The following is an 18,062-nucleotide window of genomic DNA, read 5'->3' on the forward strand; positions in this document are numbered from 1 at the left end:
TTATCCCTTGATGGATTTCAGGATCAGCGGCACCAGCGCTTCCGGCAGCTTGATCTTGCCTGCCAGCGCGAAATCATGGGCGCGGGAAGACATCTTGTTCCAGGTCTTTTTGACGATCTCGATCCACTTCGCTTCGTCATATTCAGGGTGCTGTCCGGCAAAGTGCAGCATGTAATGCTCGATGAACACCAGGTCGACCACATCTTCCATCATCTGCGTTTCCGGATTGACCTTGAGCGCCTTCTTGCCAACGATGGTCTTGACGCGCTCTATCATCTCGTCGTCATAACCGGCTTCCTTCATCAACCTGCCCGCGGTCTCGGCGTGGAACTTGTACAGCCCGGTGCGCCATTGCAGATAACCGTTGCGATCCATGGGATAGTTACTGCGCGGGGTCTTCCAGCGCTGGATGTGCTGGGCGCGGCATGCCAGCTTCACGGCTTCCGATGCCTCTGGCGCATAACGCTCCTGCATCTCGGTCATGCGCTGCGCGTACAGCAATTCTTTCGGATATTCCTTGCCGTCTGCCATTTCCTTGTTCGGATCTTCTGCATTGGCCTTGTCGAAGGCTGCGATGGCAGCCTGGTAACGTTGCTGTGTCATAGTGCTTTCTCGTTGATTGAGGTTGATGGTTGCTCCTTGCATCGCCGGACAAAAGCGACGAAACGGGTGGCCCAATAGCAACTGCCGATGGTGCGCAGATGCGTATAGGAAGCCAACAGGTTATTCACGATCAGTCCGTCCCGGTCTCCGTCGATGCCATAGCCGCGCTCGACATGGTAAGCGAAGCGACTGTCCGGTGGAAGATTCTCCAGACTGGAATAGTGAAACTCGTGCGCCTTGATCTGCTTTGCCGGCGCATTCGGCCGCGGCCAGGGATGTGTCTCGTCTTCTTTCAAATGCACATAGCCGCGGCCGATGGGCTTCGCATGCATTTTCACATCGCCGGGAATCGCACCGACCATCTCGTAGGTACGATCCTGATACTCGATACTGCGCGCCAGGTACATCAAGCCGCCGCACTCGGCATAAACCGGCATGCCGTCTTCGATGGCTTGCCTGATCTGCGCGCGCAAGGCCGCATTCGCCTCCAGTTCGGTGGCGCATGTCTCGGGGAAGCCACCACCGATGTAGAGTGCATCCACTTCCGGCAACTGAGCATCGCGCAGTGCATCGAACGGCACCAGTTCCGCCCCCGCCGCCTCCAGTGCATCCAGGTCGTCTGCATAATAAAAGCCGAAAGAACGATCGCGCGCGATACCGATACGCACTTTCTCGCCGCAAGGCAGCGGACTCACGACGGCAGGGAATTTAATAATGTTTTTCGCGTTTGCCTCCTCGCCCGCTTGCGGGAGAGGATTGAGGTGAGGGCTTTGGTGCGGAATCGCCAGCGGCTCTTTTCGCGACAGCTCAAGCAACCTGTCCAGATCGACCTGCTCGGCGATGGCTTCGCCGATCTGCTTGATCTTGGATGTGGCCACATGCGATTCATTGCTGGGCATCAGGCCCAGATGGCGTTCGACGATGCTGAGTCGCTCGTCATGATGGATCGCTCCGATCACCGGCACATCGGTGTAATGTTCAATGACCGCGCGCAACTTCGACTCGTGACGCGAGCCGCCGAGATTGTTGAGGATGACACCGGCGATGTCGATGTCGCGGTCGAACGCCTGATAACCGAGTATCAGCGGAGCGATGCCGCGCGTCATGCCGCGCGCGTCGATCACCAGCATCACCGGCAAGTCGAGCATCTTGGCCAGGGCCGCGTTGCTGTTGCTTCCGTCCAGCGCAAGTCCGTCGTACAAGCCCTTGTTGCCTTCGACCAGGTTCACTTCCCGGCTATGGCGCGCAAAAGTGGCAACTATGTCGTCACGCTCCATCAGGTACAGGTCGAGGTTGCGGCAGGCATGTCCGGCTGCCTGGCTGAGCCACATCGGGTCGATATAGTCCGGGCCTTTTTTGAACGGTTGCACGACATGACCGCGCGCCTTCAACGCGGCGCACAGTCCGATGCTGACCATGGTTTTCCCGGAGGATTTATGAGCTGCCGAAATCAGCATGCGGTTCATGGCAGCCTTCAGACAGATTCAATCAGGGATATAGGGCTTGTCATTCGGCATGAAATTCAACACACGCACGCTGACAGTGGTGATGATGAAGGCGATCGCCAGACCGCCGAAGCCCAGCAGGAATTCATAGATCGAAGGATGATAGATGGCGATCTGTCCATCGCCGAAAGTACTGCTGACCTGATAGCCCGGAAAGATGTCGAGCGGATAGGCCTGACCGCCGATGATGAACACATACAACAGGACGAAGGCGCCGAGGATGACCAGCAACGAGGCGACCAGCACGCAGGTGGACTTGCCCAGGCCCGGGAAATAGATCAGCAGCAAGGGGACCAGGTTGCCGAACACGACATAGCCCCACCAGAACAGGTTCGGATAGATGCCGCCATCCACCAGGATGAAATGCTCGAACCCGGTGCGGTGTGCAAAATACAGATTGGTCAGATGATAGGTGGCGACCATGTACAGCGCGCCGATGACAAACACGCCGAGCAGATTCCTGGTTCGCTGCAGGATCGCCGGATCGAGCGTCTTCTCGTTCCAGGTATAGATCACCTTCTGCACCACATGAAACACGGCCAATCCCCATGCAAACGACAGCACGATGAACATCGGCGGCAGTATGGCCGAGCCGTAGGCCTGGCGCGCCGTGAGAAATGCGAAGATCAGGCCGGTACCGGTGGTGAGGATGAAACGCCAGGCGAACACCGCGAGACCTGCCGGTTTCGACCATGGATTCATGCGCCGCTCCATCATCGTCCACAAATACAAGGCAACCAGGGTGAACATGCCCGAATACAGCAGCACGTTCCAGGCGAACACCGAGGTCGGGTTGTAATTGGTGGCAGCCACGATGACGCGATCGGGCCTGCCCAAGTCCAGCATCAACACGGTCAGGCCACCTGCAAGCATGGCAATGGACAACAGGCTGGCCAGCGGTGCGCGCGCCTTGTAGATGCTCTTGCCGAACACCGAACCGATGGAAGCGACGTTCAGCACCCCGGAGGCGGCGACGATCAGGAAGATCGCGAACACATGCGGCATGCCCCATACGATCTGGTTGTTCATGCCGGTGATGATGTGTCCGTGCGATTCCATCATGTGCACTGCATACAATCCGGCCAGCGCAACCAAGCCGCCTGCAGCGAGCAGTACATAAAACAAACGGTTCTTGAATCGCAATGCGGTAAGGTCAGCCATGTTTTAAAGCCCTTGGTAACGGATGCCAGTGTTCAATTGCAGATCGGCGCGCACCTGCACGGAAACGACGCTGCGTACCTTCTTGGCGATCTCGCTGTTCTCGTCGTTCAGGTTTCCGAACAATATGGCTTTGTTCTTGCATGCTTCTGCGCAGGCTGGTTGTTGCCCCTTGTCGATGCGTTGCACGCACAAGGTACAGGACTCCACCGTACCTTTGCCGCGCGGCACGTCCGGTTTCTGGTCAGTCAGGGGTTCGTGCACGAACGAGCGCGCCTTGTACGGGCAGGCCATCATGCAATAACGGCAGCCGATGCAGCGATGCCTGTCCACCAGCACGATGCCGTCGGCACGCTTGAATGAGGCAGCGGTCGGGCAGACATCCACACAAGGCGGTTCCGCACAGTGCTGGCACATCATCGGCAACGACAACTCGTGACCGCTGCTGATGTCCTTGAGATCGATCTTGCGTATCCATTGCGAATCGGTCGGGGCCGTGCCGCCTGACAGCCCGTTCTCCTTGTTGCAGGCGGTCACACAATCGTTGCAACCTTGCGTACATTGAGCAGTGTCGATCAGCATCCCCCAGCGCACCTTGGAACTGGCCGCTTCCGTATTGCCACGAGCCGTTTCGAACAACAGCATGCCCGGTGCGATCGCAACTGCCGCCGCGCCCAGAGATGTCTTCAGGAATTGTCTGCGTTGTGCGTCGGTATCGCTCATTTTTCATCCTTCATGGCGAGCGCCGTCTGGCGTTTGCTGGAATGACATTCGAAGCAATCGATCTTGACCGCCTCATAGCGGTGGCAACCCACACAGAAACTGTCGTCACGCGCAATCACGCTGTTGTCCTTCAGACTGGCATGGCAATCCACACAATTCTTCATGCTGACCTGATCATCGCGTATGCCCTTGCGCACCGTCTCGTCGCGCTGATGTATGAGCAGGTGCATATGGTTCTTGCGCATCCACTGCGGGTCTCGTACACAGTGCCCACCCTTGCCGATGTCCAGCTTGGGTGCATTCGCATCAGCAGCCCAGGTCATCGGGATGCACAGGCAAAGCAGCAGGGATACGAGCAGTCTCATTATTCGCCCAGGCCCATTTGGATATAACCGGTCGGACATACATCCGCGCAGATATGGCAACCGATGCACTTGTCATAGTCGGTTGCAACATAACGCCCCAAGGTAGACTCAGTCTTCTTCACGCGGTACACGGCGGTCTGCGGGCAATACACCACACAGTTGTCGCATTCGAAGCACATGCCGCAACTCATGCAACGCTTGGCTTCCGCCACGGCCTGTTTCTCATCCAGCACCCCCAGACGATCCTGGAAGTTGCCCAGCGCGCTGTCCTTATCGAGCGTGGTCACTGCCCGCTGATTGCGCGCCACATAGGCGAAATGACCAAGGAATAGCTTGTCATGCGGAATGATGTAGCGGTCGGAACGGTTGTCGAAATTGTGCACCGCTACGTTCGTATCGCAGGTACCGCGGATCGGCTCGTGGATCTCCTTGATCTCGAGACCCTTCTCGGCCATCTTGCGCATCAGGTCGAACTGGTGAGCATCGATCTTCGGACGCTTCTCCAGATCGCGACCCAGCATGAAGTTATGGATGCCATCGGCAGCGATCGAACCGTGGCCGATCGCGGTGGTCAGCAGATGCGGACGGATAACGTCGCCGCCGGCGAACACCCCGGGCTGTCCGTTCACGACATAGTTGCGGTCGGTGGAGACGGCGCCCTTGCCATTGTCGAATTGTTCCAAACCGGTGAAATCGACTGCCTGTCCGATCGCAGACACGATCAGGTCGGCCTCGATGTCATGCTCGCTGCCCTCGATGTTCTTGATCTCAAGCTTGCCGCCCGCCAGTTTGGCTTCGCACTTTGCCACTCGCAATGCAGTGGCGCGGCCGTTCGCATCGCGTACGATGCCGACAGGTGCCAAGCTGCCGAGGATGTGGATACCTTCCGCCAGCGCCTGCTCGATCTCGTGCTTGTTCGCCTGCATCTTGTCGATGTTGAAGATCGAGGTCAGCGTGACTTCTGCGCCTTGTTTAGCGGAAATGTCGGCCACGTCGTGAGCCATGCGCCCGGCGATGGCGAGCTCGGCATCGGTCGGCTTGGCATGCGCGATATGACCCAGACGACGAGCCACGGTCGCCACGTCGATGGATGTATCGCCGCCGCCCACTACCACCACGCGCTTGCCGACATGCTGCAAACGGCCGTCGTTGAAGGCTTTCAGGAATGCGGTCGCGGTCACCACATTCGGTGCTGCGCTATCGGCGATAGGTAGCGCACGGCCTGCCTGTGCGCCCATGCCCAGGAATACTGAGTCAAACTCCTTGCGGATCTGCTCCAGAGTGATGTCGGTACCGACGCGGCATTTCATGCGCGTCTTCACGCCAAGGTCCAGAATGCGCTGGATCTCGGCATCCAGCACTTCGCGGGGCGTACGGAAACCCGGGATGCCGTAACGCATCATGCCGCCGAGAAATTCATGCTCGTCGAATATGGTGACTTCGTGCCCCTTCAACACCAGTTGATAGGCACAGGACAAACCAGCGGGTCCACCGCCAAGAATGGCGACCTTCTTGCCGCTAGGAGCGACATTCGGTTTGTTGAACTTGAGCTTGTTGGCAATCGCATATTCGCCGAGGAAATGCTCGACCGAGTTGATGCCGACGTGGTCCTCGACCTCGTTGCGGTTGCAGCCGCTTTCGCATGGTGCGGGACATACACGTCCCATCACCGACGGGAACGGGTTGGCTTCGGTCAGCCTGCGCCATGCATATTCTTGCCACGGCATGGTCGGTTTGCCATCGGCACCGACCGGAGGTTTTTCGGTTCCGCGCACGACGGCCAGATAGCCGCGGATATCCTCGCCAGCCGGGCAACTACCCTGGCACGGGGGCGTGGACTGGATATAGGTCGGGCATTTATAGGAATAGCTGGACTGAAAGATCTTTTCATTCAGGCGCTTGACTTTGTTGTCGCCATCCTTGTAGCGACGGAACGTGATCTTTTGCGGGGTTTCGGTAGTTACTGACATTTCGCCTTCTCCTCGTTATTTCTGACCCAACTGGATCGCATTGCTTACCAGCTGATGCACACCACCCACCATCTTTCTGTCGAATCCATAGATGGGCATAACCTTCGTAAATTGAGCCTTGCAGATGGCGCAAATAGTCGCCATGAAATTGACGCCGTGCTCGTCCACCGTCTGTTGCAGCACTTCCATGCGCGGCAATGCGCCCTTGACACGCAAATCAAGCAGATCGTCGGTGAGCAGGCCGCCGCCGCCGCCGCAGCAGAAGGTCTGCTCACGCGTGGTATTGGGTGCCATCTCGACGAAGTTGTTGGCGACCGCCTTGATGATGTTGCGCGGGATCTCGAACTGCCCTCCGGGCAGATCCCCCATGCGCGAACCGCGCGCCACATTGCAGGAATCGTGGAACGTGATGATGTATTTGTCGTTAGCCGTTTTATCGAAGGTCAGGCGCTCGTCCTGGATCATGTCCCAGGTGAATTCGCAGATATGCGCTGGCTGTTTGTAGCGATGATCCAGCTGCTTCTGCAGCATCTGCGCAAAGCGGTCGTTGGGATCTGCACCATCGCCTACACCGGTCAAGGTATTCCAGAAACTGTACGCTACGCGCCAGGCATGGCCGCACTCGCCCACCACGATGCGCTTGACTCCCAGCTCCAGCGCGGCCTGACGGATACGCATGGCAATGGTACGCAGCTGGTCGTAGTTGCCGATGAACATGCCGAAGTTGCCAGCTTCCGACGACATTGACGACAGCGTCCAACTGGTGCCTGTAGCATGGAACACCTTGGCATAGCCGATCAGGCTGTCGATATGCGGCTCGGCAAAAAAATCGGCAGAAGGCGTGACGAGCAGCACTTCCGCTCCCTTCACGTCCATGGGGAAACGCACATCAATACCGGTGGCGTCTTTGACATCCTCTTCCAGACCTTCGAGCGTATCGCGCAACGCAGGGCCCGGCAGGCCAAGATTGTTGCCGATCTTGTGCACTTTGCCGATGATCTCGTTGGAATACTTCTGTCCATATCCGACAGTGTCAAGTATCTCGCGCGCGGCCATAGTGATCTCTGCCGTGTCTATGCCATAGGGGCAAAACACCGAGCAACGGCGACATTCTGAACATTGATTGAAATAGTTGTACCACTCGTCCAGCACTTCGCGCGTCAAATCGCGCGCGCCAACCAGTTTCGGAAACAGCTTGCCGGGCAAGGTAAAGTAGCGGCGATATACGCTGCGCAACAGGTCCTGGCGCGCCACCGGCATGTTTTTCGGATCTTGCGTGCCGATGAAATAGTGGCATTTGTCGGAACAGGCGCCGCAATGTACGCAGGCGTCCATGAATACTTTGAGCGAACGATATTTGGACAGCAAGTCGCCCATTTTCGCGATGGCTCGATCATGCCAGTCTTCCACCAGTTGCCCGGGGAAGCCGAGGGCCTCGTTAAGCTTATCGCTGGCAACAAATGGTCCTTTGCCTTCCATTGAACCCGGCTTGAGCGCAGGAATGATGGGAATGGTGCGATAGGCCGGTGCAGTGATGTCTGCCATTTCAGCTCTTCTCCGATTCCAGTTTGGCAGCCCAGGTGCTCAGATGACGGTGCTCGCGAGGATCGTCCTTCTGATTGCGGGTCGGTGAAAAAAAGACTCCTGGTGCGTGCAGCAATTTGCTGAAGGGGAACACGACCAGGAGCGACACAACCAAAGATAAATGCACGATCAACAACAGATCGGCAGGCAGCGCCTGGATATTCAGGTGCATCAAACCGAGAAAGAACTCCTTCACGGCGATCACATCAGTGTGCGCCAGGAACTTCATCGACAAACCCGAAGCAGCGATACCCATGAGCAACAGCAGCATCAGATGATCGGACGGTGTCGAAATGTAGCGGATGCGTTCGACGAACAGTCGACGCAGCCACAATCCGCCCAAGCCGAGCAGCATGGTGATGCCTGCATACATGCCGAACGGCTGAATGAAAGCGACCCAACCCCATACCGGCTCGGTGAAATAGCGCAAGTGCCTCAACAACACCAGCAGCAAGCTGGCGTGGAACAACCACCCCGCTGCCCAGGTCCACAGATTGGCCTTGAACAGACTCTCGAAGAACACCACCTCGCGCGTCATGCGCAACACTACGCCGCCATTGGTGGTCGGCGCAGGTGTGGTCGGTATCTTCAGAGGCGCCGGGGTGCGTGCGTAGGAGTTGATGCGATAGAGCAAACCTACGACAAACAACAGCGTAGCGAGATAAAACAAGATCGCAAAGACCATGCTCGTCATGAGTGAGTCCCTATCGCCGATCCAGAATCAAACGCAACCGGTTGGTTTGGGCAGACCAGCGATCTTGCACGCCTGCTTGCCTGGGCCATAAGGGAACAGACCATACAGATATTCGCTGTTGCCTTTTTCCGCACCCAGTTTCTTGCCGATTGCCTTGGTCAGGACACGCACGGCCGGAGCGATCTGATATTCCTCGAAATACTCGCGCAGGAAATTGACGACTTCCCAGTGCTGTTCGGTCATCGTGACGTTCTCGGTCTGTGCGATGTAATTCGCGACTTCGGTATTCCAATCGGCCAGGTTGGTCAGATAACCCTCTTCGTCCGTTTCGTAAGTTTTACCGCCGACTTCGATAGTTGCCATGCTGATTCTCCTTCTGTGTGTTACTGATTAAAGCCACGATTGGCAGGATTTGTTGCTGCTAGTCAGATCGACGAAGCCGCCATAGTCTACAGGCGATACGCCATCGATAAGCCGATCGCCGAGGCCACGCGCATCCAGATCCGGCATCAGGACATGGAACTTGAACTGCCCCATTGCCGCGCGCAATCTGGCTTCAGCCGCATTGCCGCGCGTTGCGGCATAGACCGCATCCTCGATAAGCAGTATGTCCCCACCTGTTGCCGTGTTCAAACAAGTGTCCAGCGTTACGCTGGTCAGGGGCGATTTGTTGATGATATGTAACATGATTCCCCCTCAGAAACTCAAGACCACGTCTTGCTCATCCATCAGCTTGCCCATTTCGGCACGGCTGAGCACAGTGACAGGCACTATAAAATCATCCTCAGTTAGACCACGGGCATCCATAGCTTCTTTTTCGGCATAAAGCTTTTCGACATCGTAGTCTTCCAGGGCACGATAGGCAGGCGAGAAGTTCTTCGTCTCGATCCCTTTCGTCTGCTGGCCCTTTTTCAACTGATATACGCCATCATCCAGGAACACCAGCGACACGTCCTGGTCGAAAGCCGCAGAGATCAGTACCACCTCGAGCGACTCCAGTGCGTAGATCGTGCCGTAAGGAGCCTTGCGGTTGACGAACATGAATTTTTTTGCATCACTCATTCCGTCTCTCCTTAATCGCCAAAGGTGACCAGACGGTCACACTTGATTCCGGCTTCGACCAGTTGCCCCAGACCGGAGATACGGAAGCCTTGAGCAAGATTCTCTTCCTTGATACCCCGACGCAGCGCAGCTGCGACGCATACCACCAGATCGATCTTATGTTCCTCGGCCAATTTGGCCCAGCGGGTCACAATATTGCGATCATCCTGAGGCGGCTCGGTCAGCTTGGACGCGTTGTTGACGCCATCGTGATAGAAGAACACGCGCCAGACCTCATGTCCTTTCTCGATGGCAGCCTTGGCGAACAGATAGGCCGAGTCGCTTGCTTGATGCTGATATGGTCCCTCGTTGACGACGATTCCGAATTTCATCAGGTTACCTCGCTCAGAAACGGATATGCGTCGAAGCGTTCAGGTTATAACGAGAACCACGCCAGTCGTCGATCAGATACTTGGTGAAAGGCAGGCCAGTCTTTTCGAAGAAGCGCGGCCAGCCGATACGGTCGATCCAGTCTGCCATGCGCTCCCATGGACGTGCGTCTTCCTTGTATACGCGAATGATGTTCTTCACCGCTTCGCTGACTTCCGGCCAGCGTGGTGCATTGTTCGGATATCCGGAAGCGACCATCTTCATGAACGTCGGCTTGCCGCGTGCATTGGAGTTCTTGCCGCCCACCCAGATCGCCAGTTTCGAATTCTCCGGGTCGTTGATCTGCATCGGCGGGCAAGGGGGATAGCAGGCGCCACAGCACATGCACTTGGACTCGTCGATCTCAAGCGAAGGCTTGCCGTTGACCATCGCAGGACGGATCGCTGCGACAGGACAACGTGCAACCACAGCCGGACGTTCGCACACGTTGGCAACCAAGTCATGGTTGATGACCGGCGGCTTGGTGTGCTGCACGATGATGGCGATATCGGCCTGGCCACCGCAGTTGATCTCGCAGCAGGAAGTCGACAGGTGAACGCGGTTCGGCATCTCTTCACGCTTGAACTCGTCGACCAGCTCATCCATCAGCGCCTTGACCACGCCGGAAGCGTCGGTGCCCGGGATGTCGCAGTGCAGCCAGCCCTGAGTGTGGGCGATCATGGTCACCGAGTTTCCGGTGCCGCCGACCGGGAAGCCATGCTTCTCGAGCTCGGCAATCAACGGCGCGACCTTCTTCTCTTCCGACACCATGAATTCGATGTTGGAACGGATGGTGAAACGCACACGACCTTCGGCAAACTTGTCGGCGATATCGCACAGCGTGCGGATGGTATAGACATCCATCTGGCGCTGGGTACCGGCACGCACCGACCAAACCTCGTCGCCGCTGTGGGATACGTGGTGCAACACGCCGGGACGCGGACGGTCGTGATATTTCCAGTTGCCGTAGTTCTTTGCCAGCAACGGATGCAGGTATTTCTTGTTGTCCGGTACGCCAGTCTCTTTCGGCTTGCGCATCTGTACGGGTGCATTCATCTTCTATCTCCTCAGGCTGCTTGCTTTTTGGCTTTGATCTTGGCGACTTCGTCGTCCCATCCATCGGTACGGACGTAGGGGTTCATGCGCGGCGAATTGATCATCGCCGGATCGACATCGAGCTCCATCGCGTCAAGGAAGTTGGCCAGGCCGATACGCTCGATCATCTCGCCGGTACGCTCGTGTTCCAGCGCATTTTCGGCAAAGAAATCGATGGTGCGCTGGGCGAAATCGACCAACTTCTCGACTTGCTCTTCGGTATCCAGCTTCATGAACGGGATGACCACGGTACCCATCAGGCCGCCGATCTTCAGGTGGCTCTTGCCGCCAACCAGCACGCTTGCGCCCTTGTCCTTGCCTGGTGCCAGTGCGCCGGTCATCACGTTGATGCAGTGCATGCAGCGCACGCAATCCTGATTGTCGATCTCGACTCCGTGCGTATCGCTCACAGCCACGGAAGTGATGTGCTCGCCCTTCTTGATCTTCTTGAGTTCCTTGACCTGGAAGGTCTTGGTCGGGCAGCGCGCAACAACATCGTTCACCAGCTCATCCATTCCGTGCTTGGCAAACCATTTCTTGGCCAGCGCTTCATCAGAACGGATATTGTCGCGCCAAGTGCCGATCACTGCCATGTCTGAACGCTGGATCGCATTCATGCAATCGTTCGGACAACCGGAGAACTTGAACTTGAACTTGTATGGCAGGGAAGGACGGTGCAGGTCATCGAGGAAAGTGTTCAGCACGGCGCGATGTGCCTGCGCCTCGTCGTAGCAGGACTGTTCGCAGCGAGCAGCGCCCACACATGACATCGAGGTGCGCACTGCCGGGCCGGCGCCACCGAGGTCGAAACCCATCTCATTGATCTCGTCAAATGCCTTTTGCACATTTTCCGTGCTGCAGCCCTGGAACATGATGTCGCCGGACTGGCCATGGAATGCGATCAGGCCGGAGCCGTGCTTTTCCCAGATGTCGCAGAATTGGCGCAAGGTGCCAGTGTCATAGTGCATGCCGGGTGGCGGCATGACGCGCAAAGTATGGAATTCGGCAGCATCCTTGTAGACGGGCTGGCCATTCTCATCCTTTAGTTCGGTGAAGCGTGGAATCACGCCGCCGCCATAGCCGAACACGCCGACAGTGCCGCCTTTCCAGTAGCCTTTGCGTGTCTTGTAGGAGGTTTCGAGCTGCCCGAGCAAATCGACCATGAGGTCTTTTTCTTTGGCCAGACGTTTCAAACCGGTCACAAAACTCGGCCATTCACCCTTCTCAAGCTCATCCAGATTCGGAGTGTCATACATCTTTTTTGCCATAATATTTTCCTTTCAAGTCGCGTTGCGCTATGTTACCCCGCGTAGGGCTGGAATTCCGGAGTCGTACGGGTTCTGGCACAAACTACCGACCCGGTTTCTTAATGGTTCCGCATGGTACGGCGCTCCAACAAGCCTAACTATCACCCGTAGCGACTATCCAAAGTAACCCTTATGGGGGGTGCTTTTCACTTCCCTAGTAGTATTCCAAATCTGGCATCGTTGGGGATAGACTTGGCGTATATATTGGGTATGTCGCTCCACTTTCCTGCAAATCGAACGTTTAAAAGGGCAAACATGGCGAAAATTACCGAACTAAGCAAGATCCATGTCCCTTTGGGAGGCCAGCAGATCGAGCTGCAACAAATCGACCATGCAGAAGGTGGTATGAGCATGTTGCGCGTCCGCATCCGCGAAGGCAAGCGTTTCACCATCTTTGACATCGACCCGGCAACTGCGGTGCAATGGGCTGACACCATGCATCAATGGGCCAACCTGCAAGGCACCAAGTGACCTCCCCTCACGCCGAAATGATCGATCTGGTATTCGAGATAAGTGGTGGCACCTTGCCCATCGCATACCACTACGAATTATGGGACGAACTGACCAGACTGGTTCCCCAGCTTGGAGAATGCGAAGAAGTCGGGGTCATTCCCTTGCGCATGGCCTCGAGCAACGAAGGAATGCTGATACCCAAGCGCGCCAAGCTGGCATTGAGGCTACCGCTCGAACTGGCCGATATCGTGTCCGCCCTGGCGCAAAAGCAGATGCAGGTGGCAAACAGCGAACTACAACTCGGCTCCTGCAAGACCCGGCCTATACAGCACTACCCTACCCTGCACGCGCATCTGGTGACCGGTGCCGATGATGAACTCTCGTTCATTGAGGAAGTGTCATCAGCTCTGGCGGCGATGGGAGTCGAAGCCAAGCTGATCTGCGGGCAGCGTCACACGCTGGCCAATGGGGAACGCACCATCAGTGGATACAGCCTGGTGTTGCACGATCTGAATCCTGAAGATTCACTGCGTGTGCAATACACAGGGCTGGGCAAGGAACGGCGATTTGGTTGCGGCATATTCGTGCCGTATAAGGTCATCTCTGGTCTGGAGTGACTGTTTTAAGAAAGGGAAAAGAAGATGGGATATACAGTTGCAGGAAACGAATTGGAAACCAATGATGATGGCTTTCTGCTGGAACCGGATTTCAGCGAAGAAGCGGTCAGCGTCATCGCTGCGGCCGAAGGGATAGAGCTGACACCCAGACATTGGGACGTCATCAACTATATGCGCGATGAATACCGCGAAAATGGCCATACACCGAACTTCCGCAACATGCTGAAGGGCGTCAACGAATTCTGGCCGGAAGCAGACAGCAAAGCGTTGTACGATCTGTTTCCGATGGGCCCGGCCAAACAAGCGGCGAAGGTCGCCGGATTGCCGCAACCGCTGGGTAAAGGCGGCTATTAAATGGAGACTCAAATGGATCTGGTCAACGTAGTTCTCGATATGAAAGGGCTTTCCTGCCCCAGGCCGCTCATTGGCGCGAAACGCATGGTCGATGAACTTGCCCCCGGGCAAGTGCTGCTGCTGGTGTCGGATTGTCCGGGCACTCAAGATGACCTGTTCGCATGGGCAAAACAGACCGGCAACCAGATACTGAAGACCGAAAAGATGCCCGACGGCGGCACTGGCTACCATATCCAGAAAGGCAAATTGCATAAGCACACAGCCAATGTCACGCTGGATATACGCGGCGCAGTCTGCCCCGGGCCTATCGTTGAGGCTAAAAAGTTGCTGAGCGGAATGCAGAACGGCGAAGTATTGAAACTGGTCAGCGACTGTCCCGGCGTTCAGTCCGATATCGGCGGATGGGCATCAGCTACGGGCATGACCCTGCTGGAAACGATCGAGTCCGGTGCCGGTGTGCACGAGTTCTATATCCGTAAAGGCTGACCCTTGCGCATCAAGAGCAATTGGTACAAAAGCGGACGCGAACGTACACCGCAGGAGATATCCGATGCTTTGGCATTCGTCGTCTCGCGCATCGCAGACAATGCCCTGAAGAACACGCGCAAGGACAAATTCGAAATCGAGGTCGGCACGCAGTATTTCGAGTTCCTCGCCGAGTTCCTGATATTCCTCATCCTGGTCGGCGACCGCATCGTTTACCGACAGCTCTCTGCAGAGGACAGGCTCGCATTCACCGGCAATCTGGCGAATCGTGTGGGCGAAACCTTTGCTGAGAACCGCAGTCGTTTGCTCGTTGAAGACTTCAAGGAATGCAAACAGCGCTTCATCGACCAACTCAACCAGCGCGCCGGAGAATATGCCGACTTCGGCTTTACCGAGAAGGGCCCGGAATATTCCTTCTATCGCTATCTCGCCTATTGCATCAGCCAGATCATGAATGAGGCCGACAGCGGCTGGATCATCGACCAGATGATCAGCTTTGAAGCGCCTGAAGCGGTGCAGATGGTAGAGAAGACTCTGCGCGGATTGTATGAGGCGGAACCCAGGCAAACTCGCCGCCGCGCTTCAGTCAGTGGAGACTGAATGAACAATCCGTTCGATCTGGACGATACAGCCAGCTACCAGGATTGGCGCAGGCACAAACTGTCCATTGCGCCTAAATCGACGGAAGACCTTATTGTCGAGGTTAACGATCCGCGCGCCCTGACACCCAACGAACACGCAGCACTGACAGAACGCATCCGCAGTTGCAACATGGCGATCTATGCCGGCAAGATGCACGATGCGGATACCGACATCCCGCGCCTGCTGGGAGAACAGTTCGGACTGAGACATCTCGATGCCAACTGGCTGGCCGGTGAAGACGGCATCTCGGAAATCCGTGTGTTCGACAACGGCACCCGCCAGCATTACATCCCCTACACCGATCGTCCGATCAAGTGGCACACAGACGGTTATTACAACCCGCCGGAACGCACCATCCGCGGCATGATATTGCATTGCGTGCGTAACGCCAGCAGCGGCGGCGAGAACCAGCTGATGGACCACGAATTGGCCTATCTGCTGCTGCGCGACGAGGACCCGCAGCATATCCAGGCCTTGATGCAACCCGATGCGATGACCATCCCGGAACGGGTGGACGACACCGACGGCGTGCGCGCCGCGCAGAGCGGCCCGGTGTTTTCCCTGGATTCGAGCGGGAACCTGCACATGCGTTATACCGCCCGTACCCGCAGCATAGAATGGAAACAGGATGCTGCGACGCTGGCAGCAGTCGCGGCACTGGAAGCCATCCTGGCATCCAGTCCGCCGCACGTATTCAAAGCGCGTCTCGAGCCCGGCATGGGCTTGCTTTGCAACAATATCCTGCATGACCGCAGCGCCTTTGCCGACGACCCCACCCATCCGCCACGTCTGCTCTATCGTGCACGCTATCTGGACCGGATATCGACGATCAGCTGAAAGAATGCAAGCCTGGTTTTGCAACTATCTTGCCAGGCAGCGGTCGCAGTTCCGGAACCATTCGTCGATACCCTTACGGCAAGACGGCGCTTCCTTCACAACTCGAAACGTAACCAGGATAAAAATGATCAGGACGATGGTAAGGATGTTTTTCAGGACACTGCGCTGGATATTGATGCCCTTCATGCTTTTATGGGCGAAACTGGCGACACCCAAAGGGCTGGTCCGCAGCGCGGACGAACAACACAAGACGGACCTGGAATGCGAAAGGATGGTGCTTTACCATTTTCAGACCTGTCCGTTTTGCATCAAGGTGCGTCACGAAATGGCCCGCTTGTCTTTGCCCATCAAACTGCTCAATGCGCAACACGATCCATTGCGCCGCGAGGAATTGCAACAAGGGGGCGGGAAGATCCAGACCCCTTGTTTGCGCATAACCGACGACCAAGGCAACGTTCAGTGGATGTACGAGTCAAACGACATCATCAAATATCTGCAGCATCGTTTCTCTTGACTGCATGACCGCCTCAACCGGGATCGGGCCCCAGCGTTGAATCGCTACGGGCGTATGTAGGCCCATCCCTCGTGCTGTTTCCTTATTATTTCCACCACGCCGGCTGGAACATAGCCAATAGACGACAGCATGTCCGGCTTGGTCAGCTTCATGTTTTTCATGGTGTTTTCGCATGCCACGATCCTGACTCCGTCTGCCAGCGCCTTGTCTATGCGGGATCCCACTTCGGATTCGAATTTGAGCATGTCGATTCCCGGGCCATAAGCGACGATCTCGACGTCGACCTTGTCTTTTCCGATTGCGTCCTGCACGTTCTTGGCGTTGTTGAGCGCCAGGTTCCATTTGGCTGGCACCGAGTCGCTAACCTGGATGACTACCTTCTCGCGTGCAAGCGTATTTTGCCCGGAAGCTGTGTCAGCCGCCTCAACGCCTGATGATGCAAAAGCGAGCGCGCAGAAGAATGCTGTTGCGACAACCTTGAGCCGAGCGATATGTTTCATTGTTTTCCCCTTTGAATATTTCCGGTTCGAGATTTCCATATTTGCACCGCGATCAGCTTTCCCGCATCAGCAACGCATACTGGATCTTCATGGTTACGGCGGCACCAGCGATGATGGAAGCCAGCGCCAGAATCGAACCTAAAGAGAGCGTGGAAACGCCGGTTATGCCCTGACCGATCGTGCAGCCCATGGCTGTCACGCCGCCGAACCCCATCAATGTGCCGCCGATGATGTGGTAGAACATGTCCTGCGCAGAAGAAAATGCTTCCCAGCGAAAAGACCTGGTGAACAGCGCGTAGAGGAATGAACCGATGCCGACGCCAAAGACTGTGGCAATACCAAAGGTGACGATGTTCGAGGTGTCGGTCCAGTATGCCCAATATTCCAGGGTATAGGCTGTAGGGGCGACAAAGGACATCGATTCCGCCAAGTGGGAATTGGTGCCCAAGTACGTCATTTCCAGTGTATCCGGATTCTCGCCATAGCCGAGGTGCCCTGCCACGAACCAGCCTCCGACCACGAGCAATCCTATGATCAGGCCGGCAAGGTTGTTATCCAGGTTCTTGCGAAATTTTTCGTCCTTGAACACAAAGACCATCATAGCCAATCCGATCACGCCGGCCATCACCATCTGAAGGGTATTGGGTGCCAGGCCGCCGATGCCGGACAGAAGGGCCGGCAGTGTCTGGCCATGATCCAGTTGGATGGTGACCGCGGGCGCTTGCAGCACGTTGACGCGGAATGCACCGAGGATGCCTTTCAGTGTCACCAAGGCGGCAAAGCCCAGATATATGAACACGACAACAGACCTCAGGTTGCCGCCCCCGACGCGCACCAGCGTCTTGTTGGCACAGCCGGAAGCCAGCGTCATGCCGACACCGAAGCACAACCCACCGACGATATAGGCAAGCCAGGGGAAATTGCTTCCGGTATAGATGGTCTTGGACAAATCGAGATAGCCAAAATAGGCGAGCGCATTGGTTCCTATCATCGCCACCGCAATGGCGAGCAGCCAGGCGCGCATGCGCCCCCAGTGTCCCATGTTGACCACATCCGAAACCGCACCCATGGTGCAGAAGTTGGTCTTGTTGGCGATGAATCCGAACACGATACCTAAACCGAATCCCCACCAGACTATAGTCTTTGTCACAACAGCCGCATCCATGTAACGCTCTCCCTAGATAA

23 protein-coding genes are annotated in these 18,062 nt (G+C 56.4%); 7 read left to right on the forward strand and 16 right to left on the reverse strand.

The features are described from left to right. From SLIT_RS08365 to dsrA, 14 genes are read right to left on the reverse strand one after another with little or no spacing between them, the layout of a single operon-like run. Window positions 1-603 carry a DUF4202 domain-containing protein gene (locus SLIT_RS08365; protein ID WP_013029804.1) on the reverse strand — a complete coding sequence of 201 codons (603 nt, stop codon included), beginning with the start codon at window positions 601-603 and terminating at the stop codon, window positions 1-3. Next, window positions 600-2,069 carry a cobyrinic acid a,c-diamide synthase CobB gene (locus SLIT_RS08370; protein ID WP_013029805.1) on the reverse strand — a complete coding sequence of 490 codons (1,470 nt, stop codon included), beginning with the start codon at window positions 2,067-2,069 and terminating at the stop codon, window positions 600-602. The genes SLIT_RS08365 and SLIT_RS08370 overlap by 4 nt, the downstream gene beginning before the upstream one ends. A gap of 18 nt (window positions 2,070-2,087) precedes the next feature. Continuing rightward, window positions 2,088-3,269 (reverse strand): NrfD/PsrC family molybdoenzyme membrane anchor subunit, encoded by a 1,182-nt coding sequence (gene nrfD / locus SLIT_RS08375; protein WP_013029806.1) that lies wholly within the window; start codon window positions 3,267-3,269, stop codon window positions 2,088-2,090. A 3-nt stretch (window positions 3,270-3,272) separates the two neighbouring features. Beyond that, on the reverse strand, window positions 3,273-3,989 hold the full coding sequence (dsrO, locus tag SLIT_RS08380; protein ID WP_013029807.1) for a sulfate reduction electron transfer complex DsrMKJOP subunit DsrO: 717 nt from the start codon (window positions 3,987-3,989) through the stop codon (window positions 3,273-3,275). Further along, window positions 3,986-4,354: a hypothetical protein gene (locus SLIT_RS08385; RefSeq protein WP_013029808.1), complete on the reverse strand. Its 369-nt coding sequence runs from the start codon at window positions 4,352-4,354 to the stop codon at window positions 3,986-3,988. The genes dsrO and SLIT_RS08385 overlap by 4 nt, the downstream gene beginning before the upstream one ends. Further along, window positions 4,354-6,324 (reverse strand): NAD(P)-binding protein, encoded by a 1,971-nt coding sequence (locus SLIT_RS08390; protein WP_013029809.1) that lies wholly within the window; start codon window positions 6,322-6,324, stop codon window positions 4,354-4,356. Before SLIT_RS08390 ends, SLIT_RS08385 begins: the two co-directional genes overlap by 1 nt. Before the next feature lie 15 nt (window positions 6,325-6,339). Further along, complete coding sequence (gene dsrK, locus SLIT_RS08395) at window positions 6,340-7,869, reverse strand: sulfate reduction electron transfer complex DsrMKJOP subunit DsrK (RefSeq protein WP_013029810.1); 1,530 nt, start codon at window positions 7,867-7,869, stop codon at window positions 6,340-6,342. A gap of 1 nt (window position 7,870) precedes the next feature. Next, window positions 7,871-8,602, reverse strand: coding sequence for a respiratory nitrate reductase subunit gamma (locus tag SLIT_RS08400; protein ID WP_013029811.1), 732 nt, complete (start codon window positions 8,600-8,602; stop codon window positions 7,871-7,873). Between the two features lie 27 nt (window positions 8,603-8,629). Beyond that, a complete protein-coding gene (locus SLIT_RS08405; protein ID WP_013029812.1) occupies window positions 8,630-8,965 on the reverse strand; it encodes a TusE/DsrC/DsvC family sulfur relay protein in 336 nt (111 codons plus the stop codon). A 27-nt stretch (window positions 8,966-8,992) separates the two neighbouring features. Further along, window positions 8,993-9,289 (reverse strand): sulfurtransferase complex subunit TusB, encoded by a 297-nt coding sequence (gene tusB / locus SLIT_RS08410; protein ID WP_013029813.1) that lies wholly within the window; start codon window positions 9,287-9,289, stop codon window positions 8,993-8,995. Between the two features lie 9 nt (window positions 9,290-9,298). Beyond that, window positions 9,299-9,664, reverse strand: a complete 366-nt coding sequence (tusC, locus tag SLIT_RS08415; protein WP_013029814.1) for a sulfurtransferase complex subunit TusC — start codon at window positions 9,662-9,664, stop codon at window positions 9,299-9,301. A gap of 11 nt (window positions 9,665-9,675) precedes the next feature. Next, window positions 9,676-10,035 (reverse strand): sulfurtransferase complex subunit TusD, encoded by a 360-nt coding sequence (gene tusD, locus SLIT_RS08420; protein ID WP_013029815.1) that lies wholly within the window; start codon window positions 10,033-10,035, stop codon window positions 9,676-9,678. A gap of 13 nt (window positions 10,036-10,048) precedes the next feature. Beyond that, the gene (gene dsrB / locus SLIT_RS08425) at window positions 10,049-11,128 is read right to left on the reverse strand and encodes a dissimilatory-type sulfite reductase subunit beta (protein ID WP_013029816.1); all 1,080 of its coding nucleotides are present in this window, start codon (window positions 11,126-11,128) and stop codon (window positions 10,049-10,051) included. Window positions 11,129-11,139: 11 nt separating this feature from the next. Continuing rightward, on the reverse strand, window positions 11,140-12,435 hold the full coding sequence (gene dsrA / locus SLIT_RS08430; protein ID WP_013029817.1) for a dissimilatory-type sulfite reductase subunit alpha: 1,296 nt from the start codon (window positions 12,433-12,435) through the stop codon (window positions 11,140-11,142). A 294-nt stretch (window positions 12,436-12,729) separates the two neighbouring features. Here dsrA and SLIT_RS08435 point away from each other — a divergent pair, with 294 nt between their 5' ends. From SLIT_RS08435 to SLIT_RS08470, 7 genes are all read left to right on the forward strand, one after another. After that, window positions 12,730-12,945: a DUF6967 family protein gene (locus SLIT_RS08435; RefSeq protein ID WP_013029818.1), complete on the forward strand. Its 216-nt coding sequence runs from the start codon at window positions 12,730-12,732 to the stop codon at window positions 12,943-12,945. Then, window positions 12,942-13,544: a type I-MYXAN CRISPR-associated protein Cas6/Cmx6 gene (cas6, locus tag SLIT_RS08440; RefSeq protein WP_013029819.1), complete on the forward strand. Its 603-nt coding sequence runs from the start codon at window positions 12,942-12,944 to the stop codon at window positions 13,542-13,544. The genes SLIT_RS08435 and cas6 overlap by 4 nt, the downstream gene beginning before the upstream one ends. A gap of 24 nt (window positions 13,545-13,568) precedes the next feature. After that, window positions 13,569-13,898, forward strand: coding sequence for a TusE/DsrC/DsvC family sulfur relay protein (locus SLIT_RS08445; RefSeq protein WP_013029820.1), 330 nt, complete (start codon window positions 13,569-13,571; stop codon window positions 13,896-13,898). Between the two features lie 12 nt (window positions 13,899-13,910). Next, window positions 13,911-14,384 carry a sulfurtransferase TusA family protein gene (locus SLIT_RS15220; RefSeq protein ID WP_013029821.1) on the forward strand — a complete coding sequence of 158 codons (474 nt, stop codon included), beginning with the start codon at window positions 13,911-13,913 and terminating at the stop codon, window positions 14,382-14,384. A 3-nt stretch (window positions 14,385-14,387) separates the two neighbouring features. Further along, window positions 14,388-14,984 (forward strand): hypothetical protein, encoded by a 597-nt coding sequence (locus SLIT_RS08460; protein WP_013029822.1) that lies wholly within the window; start codon window positions 14,388-14,390, stop codon window positions 14,982-14,984. Continuing rightward, entirely contained in the window at window positions 14,985-15,863 is an 879-nt protein-coding gene (locus tag SLIT_RS08465) for a TauD/TfdA family dioxygenase (RefSeq protein WP_013029823.1), read from the forward strand. A gap of 124 nt (window positions 15,864-15,987) precedes the next feature. Further along, on the forward strand, window positions 15,988-16,377 hold the full coding sequence (locus SLIT_RS08470; protein WP_013029824.1) for a glutaredoxin family protein: 390 nt from the start codon (window positions 15,988-15,990) through the stop codon (window positions 16,375-16,377). A gap of 44 nt (window positions 16,378-16,421) precedes the next feature. Here SLIT_RS08470 and SLIT_RS08475 read toward each other — a convergent pair whose 3' ends face one another. After that, window positions 16,422-16,877 carry a DsrE family protein gene (locus tag SLIT_RS08475; RefSeq protein WP_013029825.1) on the reverse strand — a complete coding sequence of 152 codons (456 nt, stop codon included), beginning with the start codon at window positions 16,875-16,877 and terminating at the stop codon, window positions 16,422-16,424. A 52-nt stretch (window positions 16,878-16,929) separates the two neighbouring features. Continuing rightward, window positions 16,930-18,027 (reverse strand): YeeE/YedE family protein, encoded by a 1,098-nt coding sequence (locus SLIT_RS08480; protein ID WP_223293780.1) that lies wholly within the window; start codon window positions 18,025-18,027, stop codon window positions 16,930-16,932. Between the last annotated feature and the right edge of the window lie 35 nt (window positions 18,028-18,062).

The sequence above is a fragment of the Sideroxydans lithotrophicus ES-1 genome, assembly GCF_000025705.1.
GTDB classification, from domain to species: domain Bacteria; phylum Pseudomonadota; class Gammaproteobacteria; order Burkholderiales; family Gallionellaceae; genus Sideroxyarcus; species Sideroxyarcus lithotrophicus.

Coding starts and splice junctions, on each gene's coding strand:
- SLIT_RS08365 (WP_013029804.1), bottom strand. CDS start 603: ATGACACAGCAACGTTACCAGGCTGCCATCGCAGCCTTCGACAAGGCC.
- SLIT_RS08370 (WP_013029805.1), bottom strand. CDS start 2,069: ATGAACCGCATGCTGATTTCGGCAGCTCATAAATCCTCCGGGAAAACC.
- nrfD (WP_013029806.1), bottom strand. CDS start 3,269: ATGGCTGACCTTACCGCATTGCGATTCAAGAACCGTTTGTTTTATGTA.
- dsrO (WP_013029807.1), bottom strand. CDS start 3,989: ATGAGCGATACCGACGCACAACGCAGACAATTCCTGAAGACATCTCTG.
- SLIT_RS08385 (WP_013029808.1), bottom strand. CDS start 4,354: ATGAGACTGCTCGTATCCCTGCTGCTTTGCCTGTGCATCCCGATGACC.
- SLIT_RS08390 (WP_013029809.1), bottom strand. CDS start 6,324: ATGTCAGTAACTACCGAAACCCCGCAAAAGATCACGTTCCGTCGCTAC.
- dsrK (WP_013029810.1), bottom strand. CDS start 7,869: ATGGCAGACATCACTGCACCGGCCTATCGCACCATTCCCATCATTCCT.
- SLIT_RS08400 (WP_013029811.1), bottom strand. CDS start 8,602: ATGACGAGCATGGTCTTTGCGATCTTGTTTTATCTCGCTACGCTGTTG.
- SLIT_RS08405 (WP_013029812.1), bottom strand. CDS start 8,965: ATGGCAACTATCGAAGTCGGCGGTAAAACTTACGAAACGGACGAAGAG.
- tusB (WP_013029813.1), bottom strand. CDS start 9,289: ATGTTACATATCATCAACAAATCGCCCCTGACCAGCGTAACGCTGGAC.
- tusC (WP_013029814.1), bottom strand. CDS start 9,664: ATGAGTGATGCAAAAAAATTCATGTTCGTCAACCGCAAGGCTCCTTAC.
- tusD (WP_013029815.1), bottom strand. CDS start 10,035: ATGAAATTCGGAATCGTCGTCAACGAGGGACCATATCAGCATCAAGCA.
- dsrB (WP_013029816.1), bottom strand. CDS start 11,128: ATGAATGCACCCGTACAGATGCGCAAGCCGAAAGAGACTGGCGTACCG.
- dsrA (WP_013029817.1), bottom strand. CDS start 12,435: ATGGCAAAAAAGATGTATGACACTCCGAATCTGGATGAGCTTGAGAAG.
- SLIT_RS08435 (WP_013029818.1), top strand. CDS start 12,730: ATGGCGAAAATTACCGAACTAAGCAAGATCCATGTCCCTTTGGGAGGC.
- SLIT_RS08445 (WP_013029820.1), top strand. CDS start 13,569: ATGGGATATACAGTTGCAGGAAACGAATTGGAAACCAATGATGATGGC.
- SLIT_RS15220 (WP_013029821.1), top strand. CDS start 13,911: ATGGATCTGGTCAACGTAGTTCTCGATATGAAAGGGCTTTCCTGCCCC.
- SLIT_RS08465 (WP_013029823.1), top strand. CDS start 14,985: ATGAACAATCCGTTCGATCTGGACGATACAGCCAGCTACCAGGATTGG.
- SLIT_RS08470 (WP_013029824.1), top strand. CDS start 15,988: ATGATCAGGACGATGGTAAGGATGTTTTTCAGGACACTGCGCTGGATA.
- SLIT_RS08475 (WP_013029825.1), bottom strand. CDS start 16,877: ATGAAACATATCGCTCGGCTCAAGGTTGTCGCAACAGCATTCTTCTGC.